Origin of the sequence: Haladaptatus sp. AB643, assembly GCF_024136975.1 — an archaeon.
In the GTDB taxonomy this organism is placed as follows: Archaea; Halobacteriota; Halobacteria; order Halobacteriales; family Haladaptataceae; genus Haladaptatus.
The window spans coordinates 152,531-173,186 of record NZ_JAMYJW010000007.1 but is presented as its reverse complement, the minus strand read 5'-3'; the positions used below and the strand labels follow the sequence as shown (position 1 = coordinate 173,186).

General features: G+C 57.0%; 19 protein-coding genes and 1 pseudogene. 10 read left to right on the top strand and 10 right to left on the bottom strand.

Translation table 11 applies throughout. The features are described 5' to 3' along the window. Nucleotides 1-490 precede the first annotated feature (490 nt). Both NKF25_RS15200 and NKF25_RS15195 read right to left on the bottom strand, forming a co-directional pair. Entirely contained in the window at nucleotides 491-817 is a 327-nt protein-coding gene (locus NKF25_RS15200) for a hypothetical protein (RefSeq protein WP_253227501.1), read from the bottom strand. A 313-nt stretch (nucleotides 818-1,130) separates the two neighbouring features. Then, complete coding sequence (locus tag NKF25_RS15195; protein ID WP_253227500.1) at nucleotides 1,131-1,811, bottom strand: DUF4336 domain-containing protein; 681 nt, start codon at nucleotides 1,809-1,811, stop codon at nucleotides 1,131-1,133. A 282-nt stretch (nucleotides 1,812-2,093) separates the two neighbouring features. Between NKF25_RS15195 and NKF25_RS15190 the strand changes: the two genes are divergently transcribed. After that, entirely contained in the window at nucleotides 2,094-2,996 is a 903-nt protein-coding gene (locus tag NKF25_RS15190; protein WP_253227499.1) for an aldo/keto reductase, read from the top strand. 685 nt (nucleotides 2,997-3,681) lie between these two features. Next, nucleotides 3,682-4,443, top strand: coding sequence for an SDR family oxidoreductase (locus NKF25_RS15185; protein WP_253227498.1), 762 nt, complete (start codon nucleotides 3,682-3,684; stop codon nucleotides 4,441-4,443). Here NKF25_RS15185 and NKF25_RS15180 read toward each other — a convergent pair. Further along, a complete protein-coding gene (locus tag NKF25_RS15180; protein WP_253227497.1) occupies nucleotides 4,415-4,690 on the bottom strand; it encodes a hypothetical protein in 276 nt (91 codons plus the stop codon). The genes NKF25_RS15185 and NKF25_RS15180 overlap by 29 nt on opposite strands. 221 nt (nucleotides 4,691-4,911) lie before the next feature. Here NKF25_RS15180 and NKF25_RS15175 point away from each other — a divergent pair, with 221 nt between their 5' ends. Then, nucleotides 4,912-5,163: a hypothetical protein gene (locus NKF25_RS15175; RefSeq protein WP_253227496.1), complete on the top strand. Its 252-nt coding sequence runs from the start codon at nucleotides 4,912-4,914 to the stop codon at nucleotides 5,161-5,163. 247 nt (nucleotides 5,164-5,410) lie between these two features. On the opposite strand, the gene NKF25_RS15170 is transcribed toward NKF25_RS15175, so the two are convergent. Together NKF25_RS15170 and NKF25_RS15165 are read right to left on the bottom strand one after the other, a co-directional pair. Continuing rightward, complete coding sequence (locus NKF25_RS15170) at nucleotides 5,411-5,686, bottom strand: winged helix-turn-helix domain-containing protein (protein WP_253227495.1); 276 nt, start codon at nucleotides 5,684-5,686, stop codon at nucleotides 5,411-5,413. A gap of 1,414 nt (nucleotides 5,687-7,100) precedes the next feature. Then, nucleotides 7,101-7,292: pseudogene (locus NKF25_RS15165) on the bottom strand (haloacid dehalogenase type II); the annotation flags it as partial. Between the two features lie 508 nt (nucleotides 7,293-7,800). Between NKF25_RS15165 and NKF25_RS15160 the strand changes: the two are divergent. From NKF25_RS15160 to NKF25_RS15140, 5 genes are all read left to right on the top strand, one after another. Continuing rightward, nucleotides 7,801-8,562, top strand: a complete 762-nt coding sequence (locus NKF25_RS15160) for an IclR family transcriptional regulator (RefSeq protein ID WP_253227494.1) — start codon at nucleotides 7,801-7,803, stop codon at nucleotides 8,560-8,562. A gap of 263 nt (nucleotides 8,563-8,825) precedes the next feature. Beyond that, entirely contained in the window at nucleotides 8,826-10,031 is a 1,206-nt protein-coding gene (locus NKF25_RS15155) for an acyl-CoA dehydrogenase family protein (RefSeq protein WP_253227493.1), read from the top strand. Nucleotides 10,032-10,162: 131 nt separating this feature from the next. Then, nucleotides 10,163-10,762 carry a MaoC family dehydratase gene (locus tag NKF25_RS15150; protein WP_253227492.1) on the top strand — a complete coding sequence of 200 codons (600 nt, stop codon included), beginning with the start codon at nucleotides 10,163-10,165 and terminating at the stop codon, nucleotides 10,760-10,762. After that, on the top strand, nucleotides 10,759-12,222 hold the full coding sequence (locus tag NKF25_RS15145; protein ID WP_253227491.1) for an acetyl-CoA hydrolase/transferase C-terminal domain-containing protein: 1,464 nt from the start codon (nucleotides 10,759-10,761) through the stop codon (nucleotides 12,220-12,222). The genes NKF25_RS15150 and NKF25_RS15145 overlap by 4 nt, the downstream gene beginning before the upstream one ends. Before the next feature lie 64 nt (nucleotides 12,223-12,286). After that, nucleotides 12,287-13,675 carry an MmgE/PrpD family protein gene (locus NKF25_RS15140; RefSeq protein WP_253227490.1) on the top strand — a complete coding sequence of 463 codons (1,389 nt, stop codon included), beginning with the start codon at nucleotides 12,287-12,289 and terminating at the stop codon, nucleotides 13,673-13,675. A gap of 28 nt (nucleotides 13,676-13,703) precedes the next feature. On the opposite strand, the gene NKF25_RS15135 is transcribed toward NKF25_RS15140, so the two are convergent. From NKF25_RS15135 to NKF25_RS15115, 5 genes are read right to left on the bottom strand one after another with little or no spacing between them, the layout of a single operon-like run. Further along, on the bottom strand, nucleotides 13,704-14,516 hold the full coding sequence (locus NKF25_RS15135) for an ABC transporter ATP-binding protein (protein WP_253227489.1): 813 nt from the start codon (nucleotides 14,514-14,516) through the stop codon (nucleotides 13,704-13,706). After that, nucleotides 14,517-15,257, bottom strand: coding sequence for an ABC transporter ATP-binding protein (locus tag NKF25_RS15130; protein WP_253227488.1), 741 nt, complete (start codon nucleotides 15,255-15,257; stop codon nucleotides 14,517-14,519). Beyond that, the gene (locus NKF25_RS15125) at nucleotides 15,258-16,448 is read right to left on the bottom strand and encodes a branched-chain amino acid ABC transporter permease (RefSeq protein ID WP_253227487.1); all 1,191 of its coding nucleotides are present in this window, start codon (nucleotides 16,446-16,448) and stop codon (nucleotides 15,258-15,260) included. Next, nucleotides 16,448-17,368, bottom strand: coding sequence for a branched-chain amino acid ABC transporter permease (locus tag NKF25_RS15120; RefSeq protein ID WP_253227486.1), 921 nt, complete (start codon nucleotides 17,366-17,368; stop codon nucleotides 16,448-16,450). The genes NKF25_RS15125 and NKF25_RS15120 overlap by 1 nt, the downstream gene beginning before the upstream one ends. 20 nt (nucleotides 17,369-17,388) lie before the next feature. After that, a complete protein-coding gene (locus NKF25_RS15115; protein WP_253227485.1) occupies nucleotides 17,389-18,696 on the bottom strand; it encodes an ABC transporter substrate-binding protein in 1,308 nt (435 codons plus the stop codon). A gap of 512 nt (nucleotides 18,697-19,208) precedes the next feature. Here NKF25_RS15115 and NKF25_RS15110 point away from each other — a divergent pair. Together NKF25_RS15110 and NKF25_RS15105 are read left to right on the top strand one after the other, a co-directional pair. Further along, a complete protein-coding gene (locus tag NKF25_RS15110; protein ID WP_253227484.1) occupies nucleotides 19,209-19,820 on the top strand; it encodes a DUF1326 domain-containing protein in 612 nt (203 codons plus the stop codon). Between the two features lie 28 nt (nucleotides 19,821-19,848). Then, a complete protein-coding gene (locus tag NKF25_RS15105) occupies nucleotides 19,849-20,637 on the top strand; it encodes a DUF2182 domain-containing protein (RefSeq protein ID WP_253227483.1) in 789 nt (262 codons plus the stop codon). The last annotated feature ends 19 nt before the right edge of the window (nucleotides 20,638-20,656 follow it).

Below are 20,656 nucleotides of genomic sequence, written 5' to 3'. Positions count from 1 at the left end.
TTCATTGATTGTAGATGTCGAGAATGTCGCGGCCAGACATCGATTCCGAGTGAACAAGTATAGTGTGTGAAAATAAACTAGATTTTAATTTCACAAGTATCCAGCCAAAAAGCTGATTCAAGCGGGAAGAATAGCACAGTTTGTCGGGCCCTTCATCCCATGGGTGTGATTGAAGTGGTGTTCCTTCCCGACACCCGTGAGAAGCGTTCCTGTGCGCCCAATGGCTTCTCACGGTTTTCGATACTGACATCCTTATGCCGAGTGAAATTGCGGAGGAACTCAGGTGGTCACGTCGGACGTCAAATGAGGTTCTGAATTGGCTGGCCTAGAAGAGATTCGCAAGAAGAATCCCGAAGAGCGTCGCGTAATCGGGATTCGAACAGAATAGCAATCGTTGGTATGGGTGATCGCGATCTAGTGAGAGGGTAGCACTCTCACACAAAAGAAACCATTCAGAGCGCGCTCTGCGTACGCGCTCCATTGGGAGACATTATTCGAATTCGTCGTTGGGACGCGCATAGAGCAATTCGCTCTCACCATCATCGTAATCGCTCTCCGGACCACCGATGATGAGATCAAGTTCTCGAGTGCTGCCACCGGTCTCAATCGTCTCCGGATGGCGTCCGTCATAGTCGAATTCGTCTATGGCCTCGTCGATCTCGAATGCGAGAACAACATCGACATCACTCTCTTGGGTGACTTCCTTCGTCAGGTTCACAAAAACGTCATGTGAGCCACGCACTGAGTAGGCGATCCTCGTTGACTTCGAGTGCATCTCGGTCTGTAACCACGTTGGCTTGCGTTCGTTGTTGTCCATTGCAGTGGAGTATCGGTGATCGCCTATTGTGATACCGATACCAAGTCACGATGCCGGAACCAACATCGATTTCGATGAGGCAGCTGTAGGAATCCAGTTCGCGCCCAGTCTCTTCTCCGAGATTGTCATGCAAGACATCTGTGATGGTATCTTCTTTCCCGTGGTTTTCGCTGTCGAGATCAGTCTCGGAGACGTAGACCTGTACGTCGTCGCCCGGTTGATAGGGGTCGGTCCCAGGGTTGAACGTACCTTCAACAGCATCAAGTAAAATTATTTAGAGGGCGGCAGTCATGCAGAATTCGGATTTACTTGGTCAGTAAAGCCAATCGAACGCCTCACGAAACCTTCGCTTTGGATTGTGCTCGACAACGTTACCATGGCCGACAATGACTCGTTCGAAGTCCCACTCAAGGATTCGATCGATTGAGTGGCGTGCTGCGGCCTTATTCTTCATCATGTGCTGAAGATCAAGGGGGACAGATAGATCACCATACATGCCGAGAAGCTGTGTGGCAAGCCTTGTTTTGAGCGGAGTTTTCGGCCCGAGATTGTAGCAGATATCACCGATGATCAGTGTCTTACTTGGTCGATGAAAGAATTCGATTTCGGTAATCCAAAAGGAGCCAAGGAACGCCGCCTGGTCGATAACATCACTCCAGCGTTCGTCGGGGGTGCTGCCAAGAAGACCATCGAATACAAGATCTGTACGGCGACGATCAAGGCCAGGTGCAGCGAATAACTCAGCATCTGGAAATTCATGTTTGTAGTCTTCCATGTGGAGATGACCGTGGAGTTTACTCGATGGTGCCACATATCTCACTCTCCCGAAATCTTTCAATGTCGAAATTCTGTCATCAGTCAATGATGCTGGGGAGTTTATGAATAGATCACCATTCGGGAGACGAATGACAACCATATTCCGACCGATCTGGAGCCCGTAGAATGATAACGGTTCTGAGAGAACGAATATGTTTGAAGCCAGCTCGGTGAACATATCTTGTAATCGGTGCAACGATAGAAAGAGATTCGGTACAAATAGGAGTCAATTTGCTAATTCCGTTCATCGTTTGTTCCGGTCGGTTTGACCGATGTGGAAGCATCACACTTTGTTCACATTGGGGTTAATTCGATAATTTCTTCCTCCTCGCTCTTACGCACGGCCTGCACGGGAAGCCACGTACCAAACGCTCACAAATCAAATTGCATCTCGCATACTTGTTCAGAGTATCTTGATGATAGACATAGAATTTTGTGACCTCCAGCCAATATAGGATATATGGAAACTAGACCACTCGGCGAAATCGGTCACGACAGTTCGATCCTGACGTTTGGCGCCATCGCGCTGAATTTCCTCGAACAAGACGAAGCGAATCAAATGGTGGAGGATGTTCTCAATGCGGGTGTCAACCACTTCGACGTCGCTCCAACCTATGGTGACGCCGAAGTGAAACTGGCCCCTAAGCTGAACGAACACCGCGACGAAATCTTCCTCGGGTGCAAGACCCAAGAGCGTACCTACTACGGCGCTTGGGGAGAACTCCACAAGTCATTGGAGCGCCTCGACACCGACTACATTGATCTTTATCAGTTCCACGCATTAACCCGCTATGATGAACTGGACACGGTCACAGGCAACTATCACCCAGAGATGTCTCAAGGCGACCATGATCCCGGCGCGCTAGAGGCATTCAAGGAAGCGAAAGAGGAGGGGCTTATCGGTCACATCGGCCTGACGAGCCACGGTGATCCGAGCATCATTCGCACCAGTATCAAACGAATCCCCGAACTGGAATCGGTTATGTTCCCGTTCAACTACACACTCGACTCAAAGAAAGGTCCTGAATACGATTACCGATCGGTGCTCGAATTCGCCCAAGAGCGCGGTCTCGGTACCCTCTGCATCAAAGGCTTCGCGAAACAATCATGGCCCGAGGATCTTTCCGAGGACGAGCGCCCCTATTCGACTTGGTATGAACCGTACGATACGAAAGAGGAACTCGTTGACTGCTTCCGCTACGCGCTCTCGCAAGGCATGACCACCATCCCGAGCGCTGGCGATCCGAATCTCGTACCGGACATTCTTGAAGCAGCGAACGAATACGAACCGCTCGACGAGGCTGAACAAGAGCGACTGCGTGAAGCTGGACGTGATCACGAATCACCGGTTCCCGCTCCCTAATCAACACAGCATCCAGAAATGCAAAAGCAGTATTAAACAAGAATTGGTTAGTGGCCGTCGCCCTCCTCGACACGGAGTGAACCACCGCACTCACTACAGCTGTACTGCTCCGGTGCGGACTATCTTCAAGCATCGATACCGGGCACTCCGACTGTCGCAGTCCTCGTACACGAGCCACCACTTGGGTGCAGTGAAGGGTTCGCAGTATTTCGAGGTGTTGAGGGCGTCCGTCCACCGAGTGAACGTTGTGCCGTGATCCGCGTCGCCGAACTCGTTGGTACTGCCACGCGTGAATCAGTTCGTGCCGGACGGTGGAACTGAATTGCTCCTACCCGTGTTGTTCGTCGGCCGTCCAGGTCAGTGCAATCGTGATTGCCTCTGTTGCAGGGCCGTACTTCGTGACGCCTGCCTGTCGTTGGGCTTGGTGTGAAATCTCCCAATCGATCGTTTCGACGGGCAGATCTGGGAAGTGTTCGGCGGCGACGTTTGTTGCGTGCTGTCGTGCTCGGTCGAGCAGATCCGTTGGTGTCTTCGGTGTATCGCTGCTGCCGATAGAAACACGATTTTTTTAGACCAGGGTGTGATTGATAGCGGGCCGAAAACCTTTTGTTTCGACTTTTTAGTACCGGTCAACGTCTCCGCCAACGAATTTCTCTTTCATATGGACCACTGAAACCAGGATCCGATGACTACAATCACTGACGATCTCGAAGGGAAGACTGCACTAGTAACCGGCGCCTCCTCAGGTATTGGTGAGTCAACTGCAGAAACGCTAAGCGAAGCAGGCGCAAGCGTCGCACTCGCTGCCCGCCGCGAAGACGAACTTGCACAGCTTGCGAACCGCATCGAGTCCAAAGACGGTGAGGCGCTCGTTATCCCAACCGACGTCACTAACGAGGAGGACATCCGAGAGATGATTGACCGAACCCAGGAGGAGTTCGGGACCCTCGATATTCTCATCAACAACGCAGGCGTGATGTTGCTTGAGCAGGTCGAGGATGCCAATACGGATAACTTCCGTCAGATGGTCGAGGTAAATCTGCTTGGCATGATGAATACTGCTCACGCGGCCCTCCCGATCATGCAAGACCAGGGCGAAGGTCACATTGTGAATATTTCCTCCGTTGCTGGACGAAAGGCATATGCCGGGTCAAGTGGCTATAATGCAACGAAATTCGGCGTAAACGGCTTTTCTGAGGCCCTCCGCGAAGAGGTCACTGGTGAGAATGATATCCGTGTGACGCTCATTGAGCCTGGCTATGTCGATACTGAACTCGCCGAGCATATTCCAGATGACGAGCAGAAATCCCAGGCGGAGCAGATGCTAGAGTCGATGGATGCACTAAGTCCCGACGATATTGCTCGATCTATCGCGTACGCTGTAGGCCAACCTCCGCATGTGGATGTCAATGAGATACTTATCCGGCCAACCGACCAAGAACTCTGAAATTTTTGCGCTCAGATCTGTTATACCGTAATGCTCGATAGACATAATGCGGGCACTTACAGGCCATCAGTTCGTCAGTCACGTTGTCCAGCGTCACATCGTATTGATCCTCAACGGGATTGTCGTGGCTCTCATTAGTTACTTCGACCATTCCGGGGGCATCGACGTTGAAGGAGAACTGTTCCCACTGGGCGCGTTTCTGTGCTGTCTCGTCAGCTTCAAGTTCACGAGGCGATTTCGTTGACATGGTCTTTCAACGGGTTTCGGAAGACCGGTGCCGGGTGTGCCAGCACCCGGTGCGTTTCTACACGCCTGAAGATGTCGTTAAGTGTTCAAAGATTATAGACAAATTATCAATATTAGACTTGTTCTTTTCTATTATTTCAAGGATAAACTCTGATATTTATCCGGATGTATGGTAACGCTTAACATGATGGGGGCAGCAGGAGCGATATAGGTTGATTAATAGTGATTGAACGACCAAACGATGATACAACGAACGAAACACCAATCTACTACCAGAAAAAAGCTATTCTGCCAGTACTGGTAATTTGCTTTGGGGTTCTCATCTATTCTGGACTTACCGTTGGCACCACCACCGGCAGTTTTGTCGCGATAGTGTTTGGGTTCTTTTTGATGGTAATTGGGACATTCAGGAACCTTTCCGCTTCCGACAATACGGATGACGATTCCGACTATAGAGAAAAGATGGCGAAGTAAGTGAAACTTTTCGTATATCGCGGTCGAGATGGAACGGCGGCCAGTGCACCAGTGGATTGAGGAGTTGCATGAACGAGGTGCGTTAGAACGTGGGAAATTGAGCCCACGAGTGATTATCTGGTGGATCCCCAAAGAATAGTAGCAATAGGTACCTCAGTTAGCGATTTTCGGTTTCGCACATCTCTGTTTTCAGCTTAGTTTTGAATTGATTGTGTAGAGCAGTCGTCTTTTACGTGGTTATACATAATTATTCGAAGGTAAGAGAATAGCAGCGTTTTCGTGCATCAGTATATGAGGAGCGTGAATTGACGAGATCGTGGTTTTCGAGTTGGGTGAGTGCGTAGCGAACCGTCCGTGCTGGGAGTAAGGTTTTATCGGCGAGTTCACCCTGTGTGAGCCCATCGTCGTTGTATTCGAGTGTCTTTACAACCAGTTTTGCACTTGGTGGAAGCTTGGACAGCACGTCAGTCGGTGGTTTTGTTTCTGGATCGTCTGTGTCGTCTGGCGTTGGGCGTTGTTGCATTAGTCAGAATATGTATCTAGTAACTCAAGGCACCGTTGCTATGACAGAGATGTCTGTCGGATTGAAACTGTTCATTTAGGGATATCGTTGGGGGTGAGTGGAAAGAAGAATGCGAGGGATGGGATTCGAACCCATAGTCGCCTACGCGAGCGGGTCTTAAGCCCATCATCCCTGGCTTGACTTGGCAACCTTTGCTCATCAGGTGGGTCCATCGGTCAGAATAAATGATTCACTAATTCTGAGAGGTGATATAATAGGATGATCGGTAGTATGTGCAATATCATGTCCCACGAGAACATTATCTTGAGAGATCGGGACCGAACTCACAGACAAATTGCCATTGTGATCCTACCCATCTGGCACCTATAGCAGGGAAGGACGACTCGCAGATCCCGATGAATGAAAGAGAATGTGTAATCAGGTTAGGAATACAGACTAACAATAGGGACTTAAACTACTGATCTAACCATACAGTTCGACTTCTCTGGATTATTCGGAGTGGAGTGCCCCACCTTGTTTCACCTCAGACGCATGCATACACTCAAAGCACCCGAATTCCTCATCGTCATTGGTACCGAAGATACGAGCAAAGTCTCTCGTAAAGAACGCCCCACAGTTGCGGCAACGATGATCACCCGGATACGATCCGCTCGGGGTATTCTGGTGTGTCTGTACAGTATTCCCTTGCGCAAGTATAGAGTTGGGCATTGTGGTGATTGAGTGCGTTCTCGTGTTGTTGTTTCTCGGTGCGAGACTTCCCAGTCGATCGCCTCGACGGGCAGATCTGGGAAGTGTGGGCGGCGACGTCTGCCGCGTGCTGTCGTGCTCGATCGAGCAGGGCTGTCGGTGTCTCGGGTGTATCGTCAGTCACAGTGCTCGCGCTTTCCGTCAGCGTTCGCTGGTCGGTGCTATCCGAGACCGTCAATCATCATGTTATAGAAATAAACTGGAGCGAGCTCGCTCGTCTATGTTCTTCCTGGATAGACTTATCTTGGTTCCCTTTTCATGAGTGTCATATTTTAATTATCAATTCGAGCAGGAATATTCATCTGAATATGAGGATGGCTACCTATCGTGTCCTCTTGCCTCCCTTATCAATCATGGATAAATCTCAGCGTGGGGATTATTTACCTTGTGGAGGGGAGTAACTATATTACCATTACGTGGTTAGGAACGTAATGGAAACGATTGTACCTGAGCATAGATGCAAAATCGCCTTCCTCGACGATTGACCGGCGAAGGTCGAAAATGATCGGGATTGGTCGGTCACTCAGGCGCTATTATTTTGTTACATTCCGGTATGGAGCGTCTAGTCGTACTGGACGTACCGCACGCTATGGCGATTACTCTTGCCAATGCCGTAAACGTCCAGCACGTATTGGAGCGCATCTCGATTCATTTCAAAGAACAGCTAGTAGACGTCGATGTGGTTTGCGACGAACATGTACTCCAGAGATCGTGAACACCAGAGTTTCGAGACGGATTTGGGGTCCGGGACCCTGTCTGCGAGTGCCTTCTCGGCAGCATCGACATCGACGAGTGTGTTGTACGAGTCAAACGTGACCGTTGTGACGCGTTCGGAATCGAACTTCCTTGATGACTTCATTATGGCGGAACCACTTGATTCCAACCCTGCAGCGGTCAACATCGATCCAAATCCCGCTCTTGGAGCTTCCAAAAACCACGCACTATCGACTATTATTCACTTCAAAGGTCCATCCTGCCCAGTCTGCAAACAATTCACGGTGAACGCGTTTACAAAACTTCGAGCAAATCTCTGCAAGTTGGAGGAAACGAAGCTATCACTATATCGACGTTCGTTTGCATGAGTTGTCCCTTTTTGGACGATTCTTTTGCATATCGTTCTTTGATACGGTTTACTGCTTGGAAGCGATCCGTCGACCCGATATGTTCGAGAAACCATCCTATATGTGTGTTATTTCGCTCCTCACGATCTCGTTTCGGTGGCTCATAATTGCGTGTGATGCTCTTGATAACGGATGTTCTAGGTCGACAATTGACCCTCGACGGCGTGACCGAGGGATTCGGTGTTCATCGTATTTCTGTGTTCGTGGTTCACGAACGTTAAGTACTACCACGTTAGTTGATAACCTATGAGTGAGGGAAGCCGAACACTAAAATCGGGAACAACACTCTTTCGGGTGCTCGAATCACTTCGCGAGTCCGACGGTGCGTCCGTAACCGAACTCGCCGACCGGCTCGGGTTGGCGAAGAGTACCGTCCACGTACACCTCTCGACGTTGAAAGCGGCCCGTTACGTGGTTCAGGAGGGTGATGTCTATTATGTGGGCCTGCGATTCCTCGGTCTCAGCGAGTACGCTCGCACTCGGAGGGAAGCGTATCGGCTCGCCGAGTCGCTCGTCGTGGAACTCGCCGAGGAGACCGACGAACGAGCGCAGTTCATCGCCGAAGAACACGGCAAAGGCATCTATCTTTACCGCGAGACTGGCGAACGGGCCGTCCGAACCGATTCGGGCGTCGGCAAGGAGATCCTGCTTCATTCGACCGCAGCGGGGAAAGCGATCCTCGCGTTGTTCCCCGATGAACGGATTCACGAGATCGTTGACCGTTGGGGCCTCCCGGCGCGGACGTCGGCGACGATCACGGACAAGAAACGTCTCTGGACCGAGATCGAAACGATCCGTGAACGCGGCTACGCGTTCAATCGAGGAGAGAACATAGAATCCCTCAACGCGGTCGGTGTTCCCGTCAAACGATCGGACGGTACCGTTATCGGCGCTTTCAGCGTCTCTGCACCGGCACATCGCCTGGAAGGCGAACGGCTCGAAACACAGGTCCCGGAGCTCCTACTCGGCGTCACGAACGAACTTGAACTCAAGATCGCGTACTCCTAACTGTACGACGCTCGCGAATCTATCGCTCGTCCGCTGGCAGGGAACCGTACGGCGATTTCACGGGATTACACAGCGGTGTTACGCCCGCATCGTTGTAATAGAACGATGTCTCTGTCGACAAATGTTCGCGATCATCGAACGATGCTGACCGTCGTCTGTCGTGCTCCCGTCTTTGTGCTGATGCATTCCTTCTCACCTATCGACCTCGCCTCAACTGGCGTGATCCCCATAGTTTATGAGTTCGTGCGCAGAATTTCAAGCGCATGGTTAGCAAGTGGCGGGACCAGATAGGTCTCACCGAGCAACAGCGCCTCGTCCGCGACAGCGTCCGCGAACTCTGCGAGGAGTTCGGCCCGGCGTACTGGCGCGACCGCGATCGAACCGAGTCGTACCCGACTGACTTCGTTAACGCGCTTGCGGAGGGGGGATGGCTCGGAATTCTCGTCCCGGAGGAGTACGGCGGTGTCGGAATGGGGACCCCCGAGGTTGCCGTGATGATGGAAGAACTGGCGGCCTGTGGCGGCGGATTCAGCGCCCCGCAGTCGATTCACGGCGGCATATACAACTCCGTTCCACTGGTACGCTACGCCGACGAGGAACTGAAAGAACGAATACTGCCGGGCGTCGCGAGGGGCGACGTCGCCGTCCAGTCGCTCTGTCTCACCGAACCCAACGCCGGGTCGGACTCGACGTCGATGGAGACGAAAGCGGAAAAAGACGGTGACGAGTACGTCGTCAATGGCCAGAAGATTTGGATCTCGCGTGTCGACCACTCGGACTACGCGATTCTCATGGCCCGGACGACGCCGAAGGCCGAAGCCGACAAACGGACCGAAGGTATCTCGATGTTCCTCGTGGATCTGGACGACGCCTTCGAGCAAGACGCGCTCGAAATCCGGCAGATCCCGAAAACGGCGAGCACCGCCGTCCACTCCTTCGAGATGTGGTTCTCGGACCTCCGGGTCCCCGTCTCGAATCTCATCGGCGAGAAGGGACGCGGCTTCTACCAACTGCTCGATGGCCTCAACGAGGAACGACTCGTCATCGCCGCCGAGTGCATCGGACTCGGCGAAGTCGCACTGGAAGCGGCCGTCGACTACGCGAGCGAACGCGAGGTTTTCGACCGACCAATCGGACAGAATCAGGGGCTTCAGCATCCGATTGCCGAGGCGTACGCCCACCTGCGGGCGGCGAAACAGTTGACCTACGACGCTGCCTCGGCGCTGGACGACCTCGACCGGACCGAGGCGGGAGCGCAGGCGAACACCGCGAAGTACCTCGCGGCCGAGGCGGCCTTCGACGCGGCCGACATCGCCGTCCAGACGCACGGCGGGTTCGGTGTCGCCCGCGAGTACGACGTTGAGCGGTACTTCCGCGAAGCACGGTTGACCCGTATCGTTCCCATCTCGCAGCAACTGGCGCTGAACTACATCGGGAGCAACGTCCTCGGGCTTCCGCGGTCGTACTGATCGATGCCGGGGGAACGACTCGACACCAGTACGCACGACGGCGATCGAACATCGGAAAACGCCTCGAACGACGCGAAAGGTTACCGTAATTCACCCAGACAGAACACACATACCACACGAACATACCACACATGACCGACGACACGAATCCGACTGACGGCAATGACGAATCGAACGACGACGAACCGACCACCGACCGTCAACTCGTCGGCGGCTGGGAAGGCCGCTACTACGAGGACTTCGAGGTCGGCGACGTCTATAAACACCCCTACGGGCGGACAGTGACCGAGACCGACAACGTCTGGTTCACGAACCTAACGATGAACGCGAACCCAATGCACTTCAACGAGCCCTACGCCGCCGCGACGGAGTTCGGTGAGCGACTCGTTGACGGGACGTTCGTCATCGCGCTGGCGGTCGGGATGAGCGTCGTCGACGTATCGATGAACGCGACGGCGAACCTCGGGTACGACGACATCCGCCACCACGGCCCGGTGTTCCACGGCGACACACTCTTCGCCGAATCCGAAGTACTCGATAAACGCGAGAGCAGTTCCCGCGACCACGTCGGCATCGTCACGACCGAACTCCGAGCGTACAATCAGAACGACGATCTCGTGCTCTCGCTCGAACGTACACCGATGGTGCTCAAACGCGAATACGCCCAGCCGTCGGCGGCACAGCCGACCGGGTGGCCCGAGGGTGTCGGCACCCAACCTGAGGACCTATGACCAGGGCGTTCGACGACGACGAACGCCTCCTCGGCGATCTTCCGACTCGGTCCGCGACGGCTGCAGCAGGGGAGATCGAAGACGACGACACGATGCTCGTGAGCGGGTTCGGCAGCGTCGGTAACCCGAAGGCGGTCCCCGAGGCATTGGCGGCGAGTGACCGCGATTTGGCACTGACAGTCGTCAGCGGCGGCTCCACCGGCGATCAGATCGACACTGACATGGTGGAAGCTGACGCCATCGCGCGGCGGATTCCGTATCAGGCCCGTCCCGAGGCACGCCGGGCGGTCAACGATCGGCGAATCGCGTTCCACGACACGCACATTTCGCGACTCGGCGACCAAGCGGCACTTGGCGAGTTCGGGAACCCCGACGTCGCGGTCGTCGAAGCCGTCGCCGTCGGCGAGGACTGGCTCGTCCCGTCGACGTCTATCGGCCACACGCCCGCGTACGTCGACGCCGCTGATCGACTCGTCGTGGAGGTAAATCGGGCACAGCCGACGGCGCTCGCGGCGCTCCACGACGTCTACCGCCCTGGCCTCCCGCCCCGCGGTCCGATTCCTCTCGATGGTCCCGGTGACCGTATCGGCGATTCGAGAATCCGTTTCGACCCATCGAAACTCGTCGCTGTCGTCGAAACCGACGACCCGGACACGCCCTACAGTTTCCGCGACCCGACCGACGAAGACGAGGCCATCGCCGTGAACCTCGTCGACTTCCTCACCGCGGAACTCGACCGTAATCCCGCACTCGAAGAGGCGATTCGCCTCCAGTTCGGCGTCGGGAGCATGGGGAACGCGCTGATGGGCGCGCTCGAGTCCTTCGACGCCGGGAACCGGCGACTCGACTACTTCGGCGAGGTGTTTCAAGATGGCCTCCTCGATCTCGTTCGGGACGGGACGTTCGACGCCGCCAGCGCGACGTCGCTGGCGCTCTCGGAAGACGGTCAGCAGCAACTGTTCGACGACATCGAAGGCTACACCGAACGACTCGTACTCCGTCCCGCAGATGTCTCGAACCGCGCCGAACTGATCGACCGATTCGGCGTCGTCGGGGTTAACAGTGCGCTCGAAGTTGACATCTACGGCAACGCGAACTCCACGCACGTCGGCGGTACGCGGCTGATAAACGGCCTCGGCGGCAGCGGCGACTTCAACCGGAACGGCCTGCTATCGATCACGGCGCTCCCGTCGACGGCCGGTCGGGGGGACATCTCGCGCATCGTCCCGATGGTCCCGCACGTCGACCACACCGAACACGACGTCTCGGTCATCGTCACCGAACACGGCGTGGCCGACCTTCGAGGGCTGAGTCCCGTCGAACGGGCCGGGACCGTGATCGACGACTGCGCCGATCCCGACTTTCGCCCTCGTCTCCGCGAGTACGTCGACCGCGCCGAGCGACAGCGCGGTCACCTCCCACACGACTTCGACGTCGCGTTCGACTGGTTCGACGAGTGACTCGGCGCTTGGTCGCCACTCACACGACGCCAATCTTTATACCGCTTCTAGACCGTGTGATTGCATGGCACAAAATTCGACGCACGGGCAAGAGGAATCACCGGTTGACGTACTCGCAGATTTCATCAGCGAGTGTACGTACGACGACGTCCCGGACGCCGCACACGAGACGGTCGTTCGAGCGATCACGGACACCGTCGGCGTCACGTTGGCGGGGACGCGAGCCGGGAGTTCCGAAATCGTCACCGAATTCACCACCGGCCACTCCAGCGGCGACGGATTTCCCGACCCATCTGCCGCCGAGACGGACGCCGACATCGCCGAACTCGCGCTCGCCTACGGCACTGCGAGTCACGCACTCGACTACGACGACCTCTCGTGGGCGATGGACGGCCATCCGAGTGTAGTACTGCTCCCACCGATCCTCGCGCTCGCCGACCGGGTCGATCCGACCGGCGAAGAAGTCGTCACCGCCTACGCGGCTGGATTCGAGACGGCGTGCTACGTCGCCGCCCCAATTAGTCCGTCCCACTACGAAGCGGGGTGGCACGCCACGTCGACGTTCGGCGCGTTCGGCGCGACCGCCGTCGCGGCGTCGTTGCTCGATCTGGACATGGAGACGACGGCCTGCGCACTCCACGTCGCGGCCTCGACGCCCGCCGGGACGAAAGAGAACTTCGGATCGATGACGAAACCGATCCACGCGGGACTGGCGGCCCGGTCGGGCGTGACGGCGGCGCTCCTCGCCGCGGACGGATTCACAGCGGGGGATGGCACTCTAAACGGCTCTCGCGGGTTCTGGCGGCTGTACGGTCCGGAAACAGAAGACGACGTGGAGGTCCCGACCGCACCGACGAGCGACGGCTGGCTGCTCGAACGCCGCGGGATTCACATCAAACGTTACCCCGCGTGCTACTTCACCCACTCCTCGATTGCGGCGACGCGGTCGCTGGCCGACGAACACGGGATCGTACCGACCGACGTCGAACGCGTGGTTGTCGAGGCAGCGGGCGGTGCCGGCGACGCGCTCACCTACGAGCGGCCGACGGACGCGCTCCAGTCGAAGTTCTCGATGCAACACGCGGTCGCAGTCGCCATCGCGAGCGACCGGGTTAGTCTCGGTGAATTCACTGACGAAGCCGCCACGGACGACCGGTTCACGCAACTTTATCCCCGGATCGACTTCGCGGTCGACGAGTCGATGTCCTATGACTCTCACGCGGCGAGGGTGACTATCGAAACTGCCGACGGGAGTCACCAGACGGTCCGTGAGCATCCGCCGTGGACCCACGAACATCCGCCGACGACCGACGAGTTGGAGGCGAAGTTCGTCGAGACGGCGACGCGGGCAATCACCGAGAGCGACGCCCACCGTGCCTTCGAAGCGTTGCAGTCGCTGCCTTCGCGGCGACTCTCGGACGTGTTGGCTCCTCTCGTCGGTTCGGATCGCTAAAAAAGGAAGATCGAGAACTCGAATCGTGCTACGCGCCGAGGTAGAGCCGTGCGATGTCTTCGTTTTCGAGCATCTCGTCGGATGACCCCTGGTACTGCACCTCACCGTCGGCGACGACGTATCCACGGTCGCTCGCCGACAACCCCTTCTCGGCGTTCTGTTCGACCAGCAGGACGGTCTTCCCGCGGTCGTTCAACGCTTCGATCCGGTCGAACACCATGTCGACGTACGTCGGTTCGAGGCCGATGCTCGGTTCGTCGAACAACACAAGATCGGGGTCGAGCAAGAGCGCACGGGCGATCTCGAGCAATCGCCGCTCGCCGCCGCTCATCGTGCTGGCTTGCTGGTTCCGGCGGTCGGCGAGTCGATCGAAGTCGTCGTACAACTCCTCAACCCGCTCGCGGACGACGTCGTCGTCGTTGAGAATGAACCCGCCCATCATCAGATTCTCGTCGACGGTCATCTTCGGGAAGATCGAGGGGTTCTGCATCACGTAGCCGACGCCGCCACGCAGCAGATCGACCGGGTCGGCGTCGGTCACTTCGCTCCCGCGGAGCGAAATCGATCCGGAGTCGACGTCGGCGAAGCCGTAGATGCTGTTCATCAGCGTCGTCTTGCCCGCTCCGTTCGGTCCGAGGAGCGTGACAACTTCACCTTCGATGACGTCGACGCTGACGTCCGTGATGACTTCCGTGTCGCCGTATCCGGCGGTGACACTGTCGATGACCAGCATCGCGTCGTCGGAGACTCCGCGCCGATCGGCAGCAGTCGTCTCCTCGGCTACGGCCATTCCATCGGACGCCGACCGCTCGTCGGATCCTGTCGGATCGTCGGTGGCCATCTACTCGTCACCTCCGCCGAGGTACGCCTGTTGGACGCGTTCGTCGTTCTGGATCGCTTCTGGCTGTCCTTCCGCGAGGAGTTCGCCGTTGTTCAGTACGTAGATCCGGTCACAGATGTTCATCACGAAGTCCATGTTGTGTTCGACGACGAGGAGCGTCTTCTCCTCGTTTATCTCCCCGAGCAGCGTCCGAAGTTCTGTTCTGGTCGTCGGGTTCAGTCCGGCGGCCGGTTCGTCTAGCAGGAGTAACTCGGCGTCGGTCATCAGCGCCATCGCGAGTTCGAGGAGCTTTCGGTGTCCATAGTTGAGGTCGGCGGCGAGTGTGTCGCCTTCCGACGGAATCCCGACCCGATCGAGCAACTCGTCGGCTCGCTTGGTAACGGCGTCGGGGTACGGACGGAAGAGGTCGAACGTCGACTCCGACCCGTGGTCGACACTTGCCAGCAGGTTCTCGCGGGCGGTCATGCCCTCGTACACCCGAACCTCCTGAAACACGCGGACGATACCGCGCTGGGCGATCACGTTTTCTTTTGTCCCCGTGATGTCGGTGCCGTTGAACTCGATGGTTCCCTCGTCGACCTGGAGCGCGCCCGTGATGCAGTTGAACAGCGTCGATTTGCCCGCCCCGTTCGATCCGATAAGGCCGACGATGTCACCGTCGCCGACTTCGATGTCGACGTGGTCGACGGCGGTCAATCCGCCGAAGGTTTTGGTAACGTCTCGACCGATCAGTTCGGTCATTCACTCCTCACCTCCCGCCGTGCCACGATTTCGCAATTTGTCCACCCGCCGTCTAGTGACTCCGAAGACGTCCTTCCCCTCCAAATAGCCGAGGATTCCGTTGGGCGCACCGATCACGATTGCGACGAGGATGATCCCGAACACGACGAGGTACGCGTTGCGCATCGACACACCGGTGATCGTTCCAACAGCGTCGACCATCGGGCCGCCGCTCCAGAGCGTGTTGCGCAGTTCCCAGAGGAACGCCGCCCCGAGGACAGGCCCCCAGAGACGGCCCATTCCGCCGACCAGCGCCATGAGGATCATCAGCACCGTCCAATCGATGTTGAACGCCGTTCCCGGGCTGACGTAGGAGTTCTGGTAGGCGAAGAGCGCGCCCGCGAAGCCGGTCAGGAGTGCGCTCACCCCCCACGCGACGATCTTGTACTTCGTGGTGTCGATTCCCATCGCGCGCGCTTTGGCTTCGTCGTCCCGAATCGCGTTCAGGCCGTACCCGAACCGCGTGTTCATCAGGTACCAGTAGACGATCACGGTCACCACGGCGAGGCCGACGAACAGCAGGAAAAAGGTTCGATCGACCTGTGCAAAGCCCGGCAGCGGAAGCGTTTGTCCGCTGCCGCCCCCGGTCTGTTTCAGGTTAGCGACGTACTGCTGGGTCGCCACGAGGACGCCCAGTGTCGCGACGGCGAAGTAGTGGCCCCGTAGCCTGAGCAACGGGTAACCGAGGATGAGGGCGTAGACGAGTGCGACGATCCCGGCAGCGACGAACGCGACCGGGAAGCCGTACGTCCCGACGAGCGTTCCCTTCATCAGCACGACGACCGTGTACACACCGATGCCGAAGAAGGTGATGTTGCCGAACGAGGCATAGCCCGTCTGGCCGCCGATGAGATCCCATGCCAGCGCCAGTACGACGAACTGGAGGATGCGACTCATCACGGTGTACTGACTCGTCTTGATTCCGACCCCGACGTACGGTGCGACGAGGTAGAACGCGGCCCGGAGGAGGACGTATACCGCGACGATGAGGACGATGATTCCGAGCACGTTGCCAATCGCGCTGGTCGTTCGGCCGTAGACGGTTCGGTATCGCTCCGGGACCGACCGGCGGAGCGTCCGCCTCGAGCGCCGTGAGACGCCGCTGAGGGCTCGCTTCGGGTTGTCGACGTCGAGTTCATCAGCGTCGACCATCAGTCATCCGCCTCGCCGAAGAGGCCGTTCGGTCTGACCAACAGGAAGACGACGAGCGCGGTGAACCCGATGGCGTCGGCGATGCTAGCACTCCAGATATTCGATCCGAGGTGCTCGATGAGACCGAGCAGGAGACCGCCGACGAGCGCGCCGATGATGCTGCCGAGTCCGCCCATGACGACGACCACGAAGCTCTTGAGCGTATAGGCGTTCCCCATTCCCGGCTGGAACGAGAAAGCCATCCCGATCAGGCCGCCGGTGACGGCGACGACCGCGGCCGAGATGGCAAACGTCACGCTGTAGATGTGGTCGATGTCGAGGCCGACCAGTTGCGCCGCCTGTTCGTTCTGGCTGGCGGCGCGGATCGCCCGTCCCGTCCGCGTCCGCTTCAGGAACACGTAGAAGATTCCCGTGAGCAGGACCGCGACGACGAAGATGAGCAGTCGTTCGGCCGGAATCGTCGCACCGAGGAACTGGTAGTTCGACGGCCCAGGGACAGAGGGGTTGATAGACCGGGGAGTCGCCCCCCAGTAGAGCAGCGCCGACTGCTGAATGATGATCCCCAGCCCGAAGGTCAACAACAGCGTCAGGAACTTGCTCGTCCGCATTACCTGGTTGACGAGCAGCCGCTGGATGAAGTAGCCAAGCACGCCGACCGCAACCATCGATACAAGGAGGCCGACGACGAACAGCCCGAAGCTCGGGTGGTTGGTCGCGCTGATCGTGCCGACCGTCGTCCACGTCGTGAACGCACCGAGCATCAGCAGGTCGCCCTGTGCGAGGTTGATGACGCCGACGACGCCCCAAATCATCGTGAAGCCGATGGCCATCGCGGCGTAGACCCCGCCGATGAGCAACCCGTTGATGACGACGCTCGGGTCTGTGATCGAGTTCCACAAATTGGTAAGTACAGTGATCATTGTATCTGTGAAACGTAGCGTTAGCGCTTGGACCACTTGGGTGCCGGATACTTGGCGTCGGATTTGGCGACACTCTCCGGTGCGACGAGTTTCTTCTTCTTGTTTTGCCACTGGTACGCGACGGTCTTCTTCCCGACGTTTGCCCCGTTCGAGCCGAACTTGACTTTCCCGAAGAACGTCTCGACGTCCATCTTGGCGAGTTGGTCCTTGACTTTCTTGGGATCTGTCGATCCCGCCTTCTTGAACGCACGGAGATACGACAGGATGCACGCGCTTCCGGCTGCGTTGTGGTAGTCCGGGTTGTAGTCGTGGCTCTTCTTGAAGTGTTTCACGTAGTCGGGAGCTGACCCGTAAAAGAAGCCTTTGTACTTCGCCCCGCTTGCCCACTGGCTCGTCCCGTAGACGTAGTTGCCGGTGTCGCCCAGTTCGTCGATGAAGTCGCTCGTCGTCGCACCGACCGTCTCGACGGTCATAGGAACGTCGACATCGTATTGCTTCATCTGTTTCTCCGCGAGGACGGCGTGTTTGTAGTGACCGGCGACGACGAACACCTGCGGCGATTTCTTCTTGACTTTGTTCAGGATCGACGAGAGGTCGTCGGCCCCCGACGGGAACGACTCGTCGACGGCGATGTTCCAGCCGTTCTGTTTGGCGATCTTACGGACGCCGTTGGCCGATCCCTTGCTAAAGATGTCGTTCTCGTAGGCGATGGCGATCTTAGATACTTTCGGATTCTTTAGACCCTTCGCAAGACTCAACGCACCGTCTGCGTAGTGGGGTGCGGTGGCGAGCAGGCCGAAGACGTACTTGTTGCTGTCGGAGAAGATCTCCGTCGAGGAGCCGCCGCCTTCGACCATGGGGAGTTTGTTCTTCTGGACGACCGGCTGTGCGGCGAGGGTCACCCCGCTCGAATACGGACCGAGCAGATACTTGACCCCGTCCTCCTGAATGAGCTTCTGAAACAACTGTCGGGACTTCGTCGGGTCGCTCTGGTCGTCGTACGTTTTCAGATCGAGTTTGTACGAGTCACCTCCGACCTTGACTCCCCCCTTGTCGTTGATATCCTTGATCGTCATCTTGTAGGAGTCGAGGTACAGTTTCCCTTCCTTGGAGAGTTCCCCCGTCTTCGAGATGGCGGCACCGAGCGTGAGCGTCTTCCCACTCGAACCGGACGACCCACTCTTGCTTCCGTTGTTGTCATTGTTGCCACCGCTCGAACATCCTGCAAGACCAACAATACCCGCCGCACCGGTCGTCTTCAGAAACTGTCGCCGCCGACTCGTGGCTGTACTGCGGTCTCTCTGATCATGCCTGTCATTTGATGGCATGTCACAATATTTCTCAGTAGAATGTTTTAAATGTTCGCTCTTCTGCTCGTGAGACAGTCATTCTAGTAACAGTAGGTGATGGTTATATCCGGTGATGACTGAAGGGATCCAGCGTGCTGCGGCGAGTTGTGAAGTGGACTGGTTCACTGGGACTGTCTGTGACTGTGAGAGCGAGAGTGATTGTGACAGGAGAAGGCGTCTCCCAGTAGTGGACAGCGGAGTTACTCCGGAAATATAGTGTGGGAGTAGTGGACTGCCAAACTGGTTGCTGGAGACTGTTTGCACTGCTGAAATTCACTTGAAAGATGGTGTGTTTGACGTTCGGGTGGGCGCTGTTTCTGCCGGCTGAAGGGCACCTGAAACACGGTAGATCAGTTTGTGAACGGTATTGGGAACCACTATTCGATATCATTGCGTACTGACCGGTGGCTGATCAGAAGCCGTAACAAAGAGTTACTAAGTAGAGGTAGATTTATCGTGATCTGTGTTGACACGAGACATGGTGTTTCCGAATGACACAGGAATGGACCATCGAGGGGGATTACGTCGAAGCCTGCAACTGCGATGTCGCGTGCCAGTGTATCTGGCTGGAACCACCTGATGACGACGTCTGTACGGTCTCGTTGGCATGGCGAATTCGGGAGGGCAACTATGGGGACGTGTATCTAGGTGGGCTCTCGGTCGGTATGCTCATTTCCACCGAGGAGGGCGTTATGTTCGGTCCCGACACCGGCTGGGACGTCGTACTGCTGATCGACGAAGCAGCCGACGACGACCAGTACGATGCGCTCGAAGACATCTACTTCGGACGGGCGGGCGGCATCTGGGCAGCCGTGGCCGACGCGCACGTCGAATCCGCAGAGGTCGTAACCGCACCGATCGACTTCTCGCGCGACGGTGATGACTTCTCGGTCGAGATCGGGGAGGTCATGGCCATGGACGCGAGCGGTACGGTCGGGTTCAACGAAGAACTCGGCACCATAATGCCTCATCCGCTCACGAAAAATCTCCGGATGGGAACCGGAAAGTCGACGACGGCTACTGTGTCGTACGACGATCGGTTCGAGTGGGACGTCTCGGGGAACAACGCCTACCTCGGAGACTTCGAACTGGCGAATACCTGAGAGTACGATTTCCACTCGTGGTGTTCAGATGGAACGAGATTCGTATCGAAGTCGGTTCGGATTGCAACGCCTCCCGGTCGTCGCGCTTGTCACGTACGTGATCGCGTTGCTCGCCTGGGTTGCGCTCGTGGAGCGCTGGCTCCCGATGCCGGGCGCTGGGAGCGGGATGTCCATGTCCGCACCCGGAGTCCCGGAAGCGATGGCCCTCTCGAATGGCCTCTCGGGAATCCTCCTGTACCTGTTCATGTGGAGTGTGATGATGATCGCGATGATGTTCCCGTCGTCGGTGCCGCTCTTCCGAATGTACTATAAGACGATTGACGGCGCGACAAGAGCCGGAAAAGCGGCGCGTACGAGCGCGTTCATGGGAACGTACGCACTCGTGTGGGCACTTACAGGAATTGTTCCGCTAGCCATAAACGCAATGATGCCGATTACCACCCTCGCTGACCGGAACGGTACGCTGCTGTTCGGCGGAACGCTGATACTGCTCTCGATGTATCAGCTCTCCCCGTACAAGCATCGGTGTCTGAAATACTGCCGGACGCCACTCGGATTCTTGATGGAGTACCATCGTTCCGGGATTCGTGGGGCGGCACGGATGAGTTTCAGATTTAGCGCCTTCTGTGTGGGGTGTTGCTGGCCATTGTTCGCCGTAATGGTGGTCGTCGGCTCGATGAACATCCTGTGGATGGCCGTCATTACGGTCGTCCTTTCTCTCGAACGAATGGTCGCGTGGGGTGAGCGACTGACGAAGGCGGTCAGCATCCTCGCCGGTGCTTTCGGCGTTGTCCTCATCGTGGTCGCAACGATGTAGCCACATTTGGCCGATGTCG

Coding starts and splice junctions, on each gene's coding strand:
- NKF25_RS15200 (WP_253227501.1), bottom strand. CDS start 817: ATGGACAACAACGAACGCAAGCCAACGTGGTTACAGACCGAGATGCAC.
- NKF25_RS15195 (WP_253227500.1), bottom strand. CDS start 1,811: ATGTTCACCGAGCTGGCTTCAAACATATTCGTTCTCTCAGAACCGTTA.
- NKF25_RS15190 (WP_253227499.1), top strand. CDS start 2,094: ATGGAAACTAGACCACTCGGCGAAATCGGTCACGACAGTTCGATCCTG.
- NKF25_RS15185 (WP_253227498.1), top strand. CDS start 3,682: ATGACTACAATCACTGACGATCTCGAAGGGAAGACTGCACTAGTAACC.
- NKF25_RS15180 (WP_253227497.1), bottom strand. CDS start 4,690: ATGTCAACGAAATCGCCTCGTGAACTTGAAGCTGACGAGACAGCACAG.
- NKF25_RS15170 (WP_253227495.1), bottom strand. CDS start 5,686: ATGCAACAACGCCCAACGCCAGACGACACAGACGATCCAGAAACAAAA.
- NKF25_RS15160 (WP_253227494.1), top strand. CDS start 7,801: ATGAGTGAGGGAAGCCGAACACTAAAATCGGGAACAACACTCTTTCGG.
- NKF25_RS15155 (WP_253227493.1), top strand. CDS start 8,826: ATGGTTAGCAAGTGGCGGGACCAGATAGGTCTCACCGAGCAACAGCGC.
- NKF25_RS15150 (WP_253227492.1), top strand. CDS start 10,163: ATGACCGACGACACGAATCCGACTGACGGCAATGACGAATCGAACGAC.
- NKF25_RS15145 (WP_253227491.1), top strand. CDS start 10,759: ATGACCAGGGCGTTCGACGACGACGAACGCCTCCTCGGCGATCTTCCG.
- NKF25_RS15140 (WP_253227490.1), top strand. CDS start 12,287: ATGGCACAAAATTCGACGCACGGGCAAGAGGAATCACCGGTTGACGTA.
- NKF25_RS15135 (WP_253227489.1), bottom strand. CDS start 14,516: ATGGCCACCGACGATCCGACAGGATCCGACGAGCGGTCGGCGTCCGAT.
- NKF25_RS15130 (WP_253227488.1), bottom strand. CDS start 15,257: ATGACCGAACTGATCGGTCGAGACGTTACCAAAACCTTCGGCGGATTG.
- NKF25_RS15125 (WP_253227487.1), bottom strand. CDS start 16,448: ATGGTCGACGCTGATGAACTCGACGTCGACAACCCGAAGCGAGCCCTC.
- NKF25_RS15120 (WP_253227486.1), bottom strand. CDS start 17,368: ATGATCACTGTACTTACCAATTTGTGGAACTCGATCACAGACCCGAGC.
- NKF25_RS15115 (WP_253227485.1), bottom strand. CDS start 18,696: ATGCCATCAAATGACAGGCATGATCAGAGAGACCGCAGTACAGCCACG.
- NKF25_RS15110 (WP_253227484.1), top strand. CDS start 19,209: ATGACACAGGAATGGACCATCGAGGGGGATTACGTCGAAGCCTGCAAC.
- NKF25_RS15105 (WP_253227483.1), top strand. CDS start 19,849: ATGGAACGAGATTCGTATCGAAGTCGGTTCGGATTGCAACGCCTCCCG.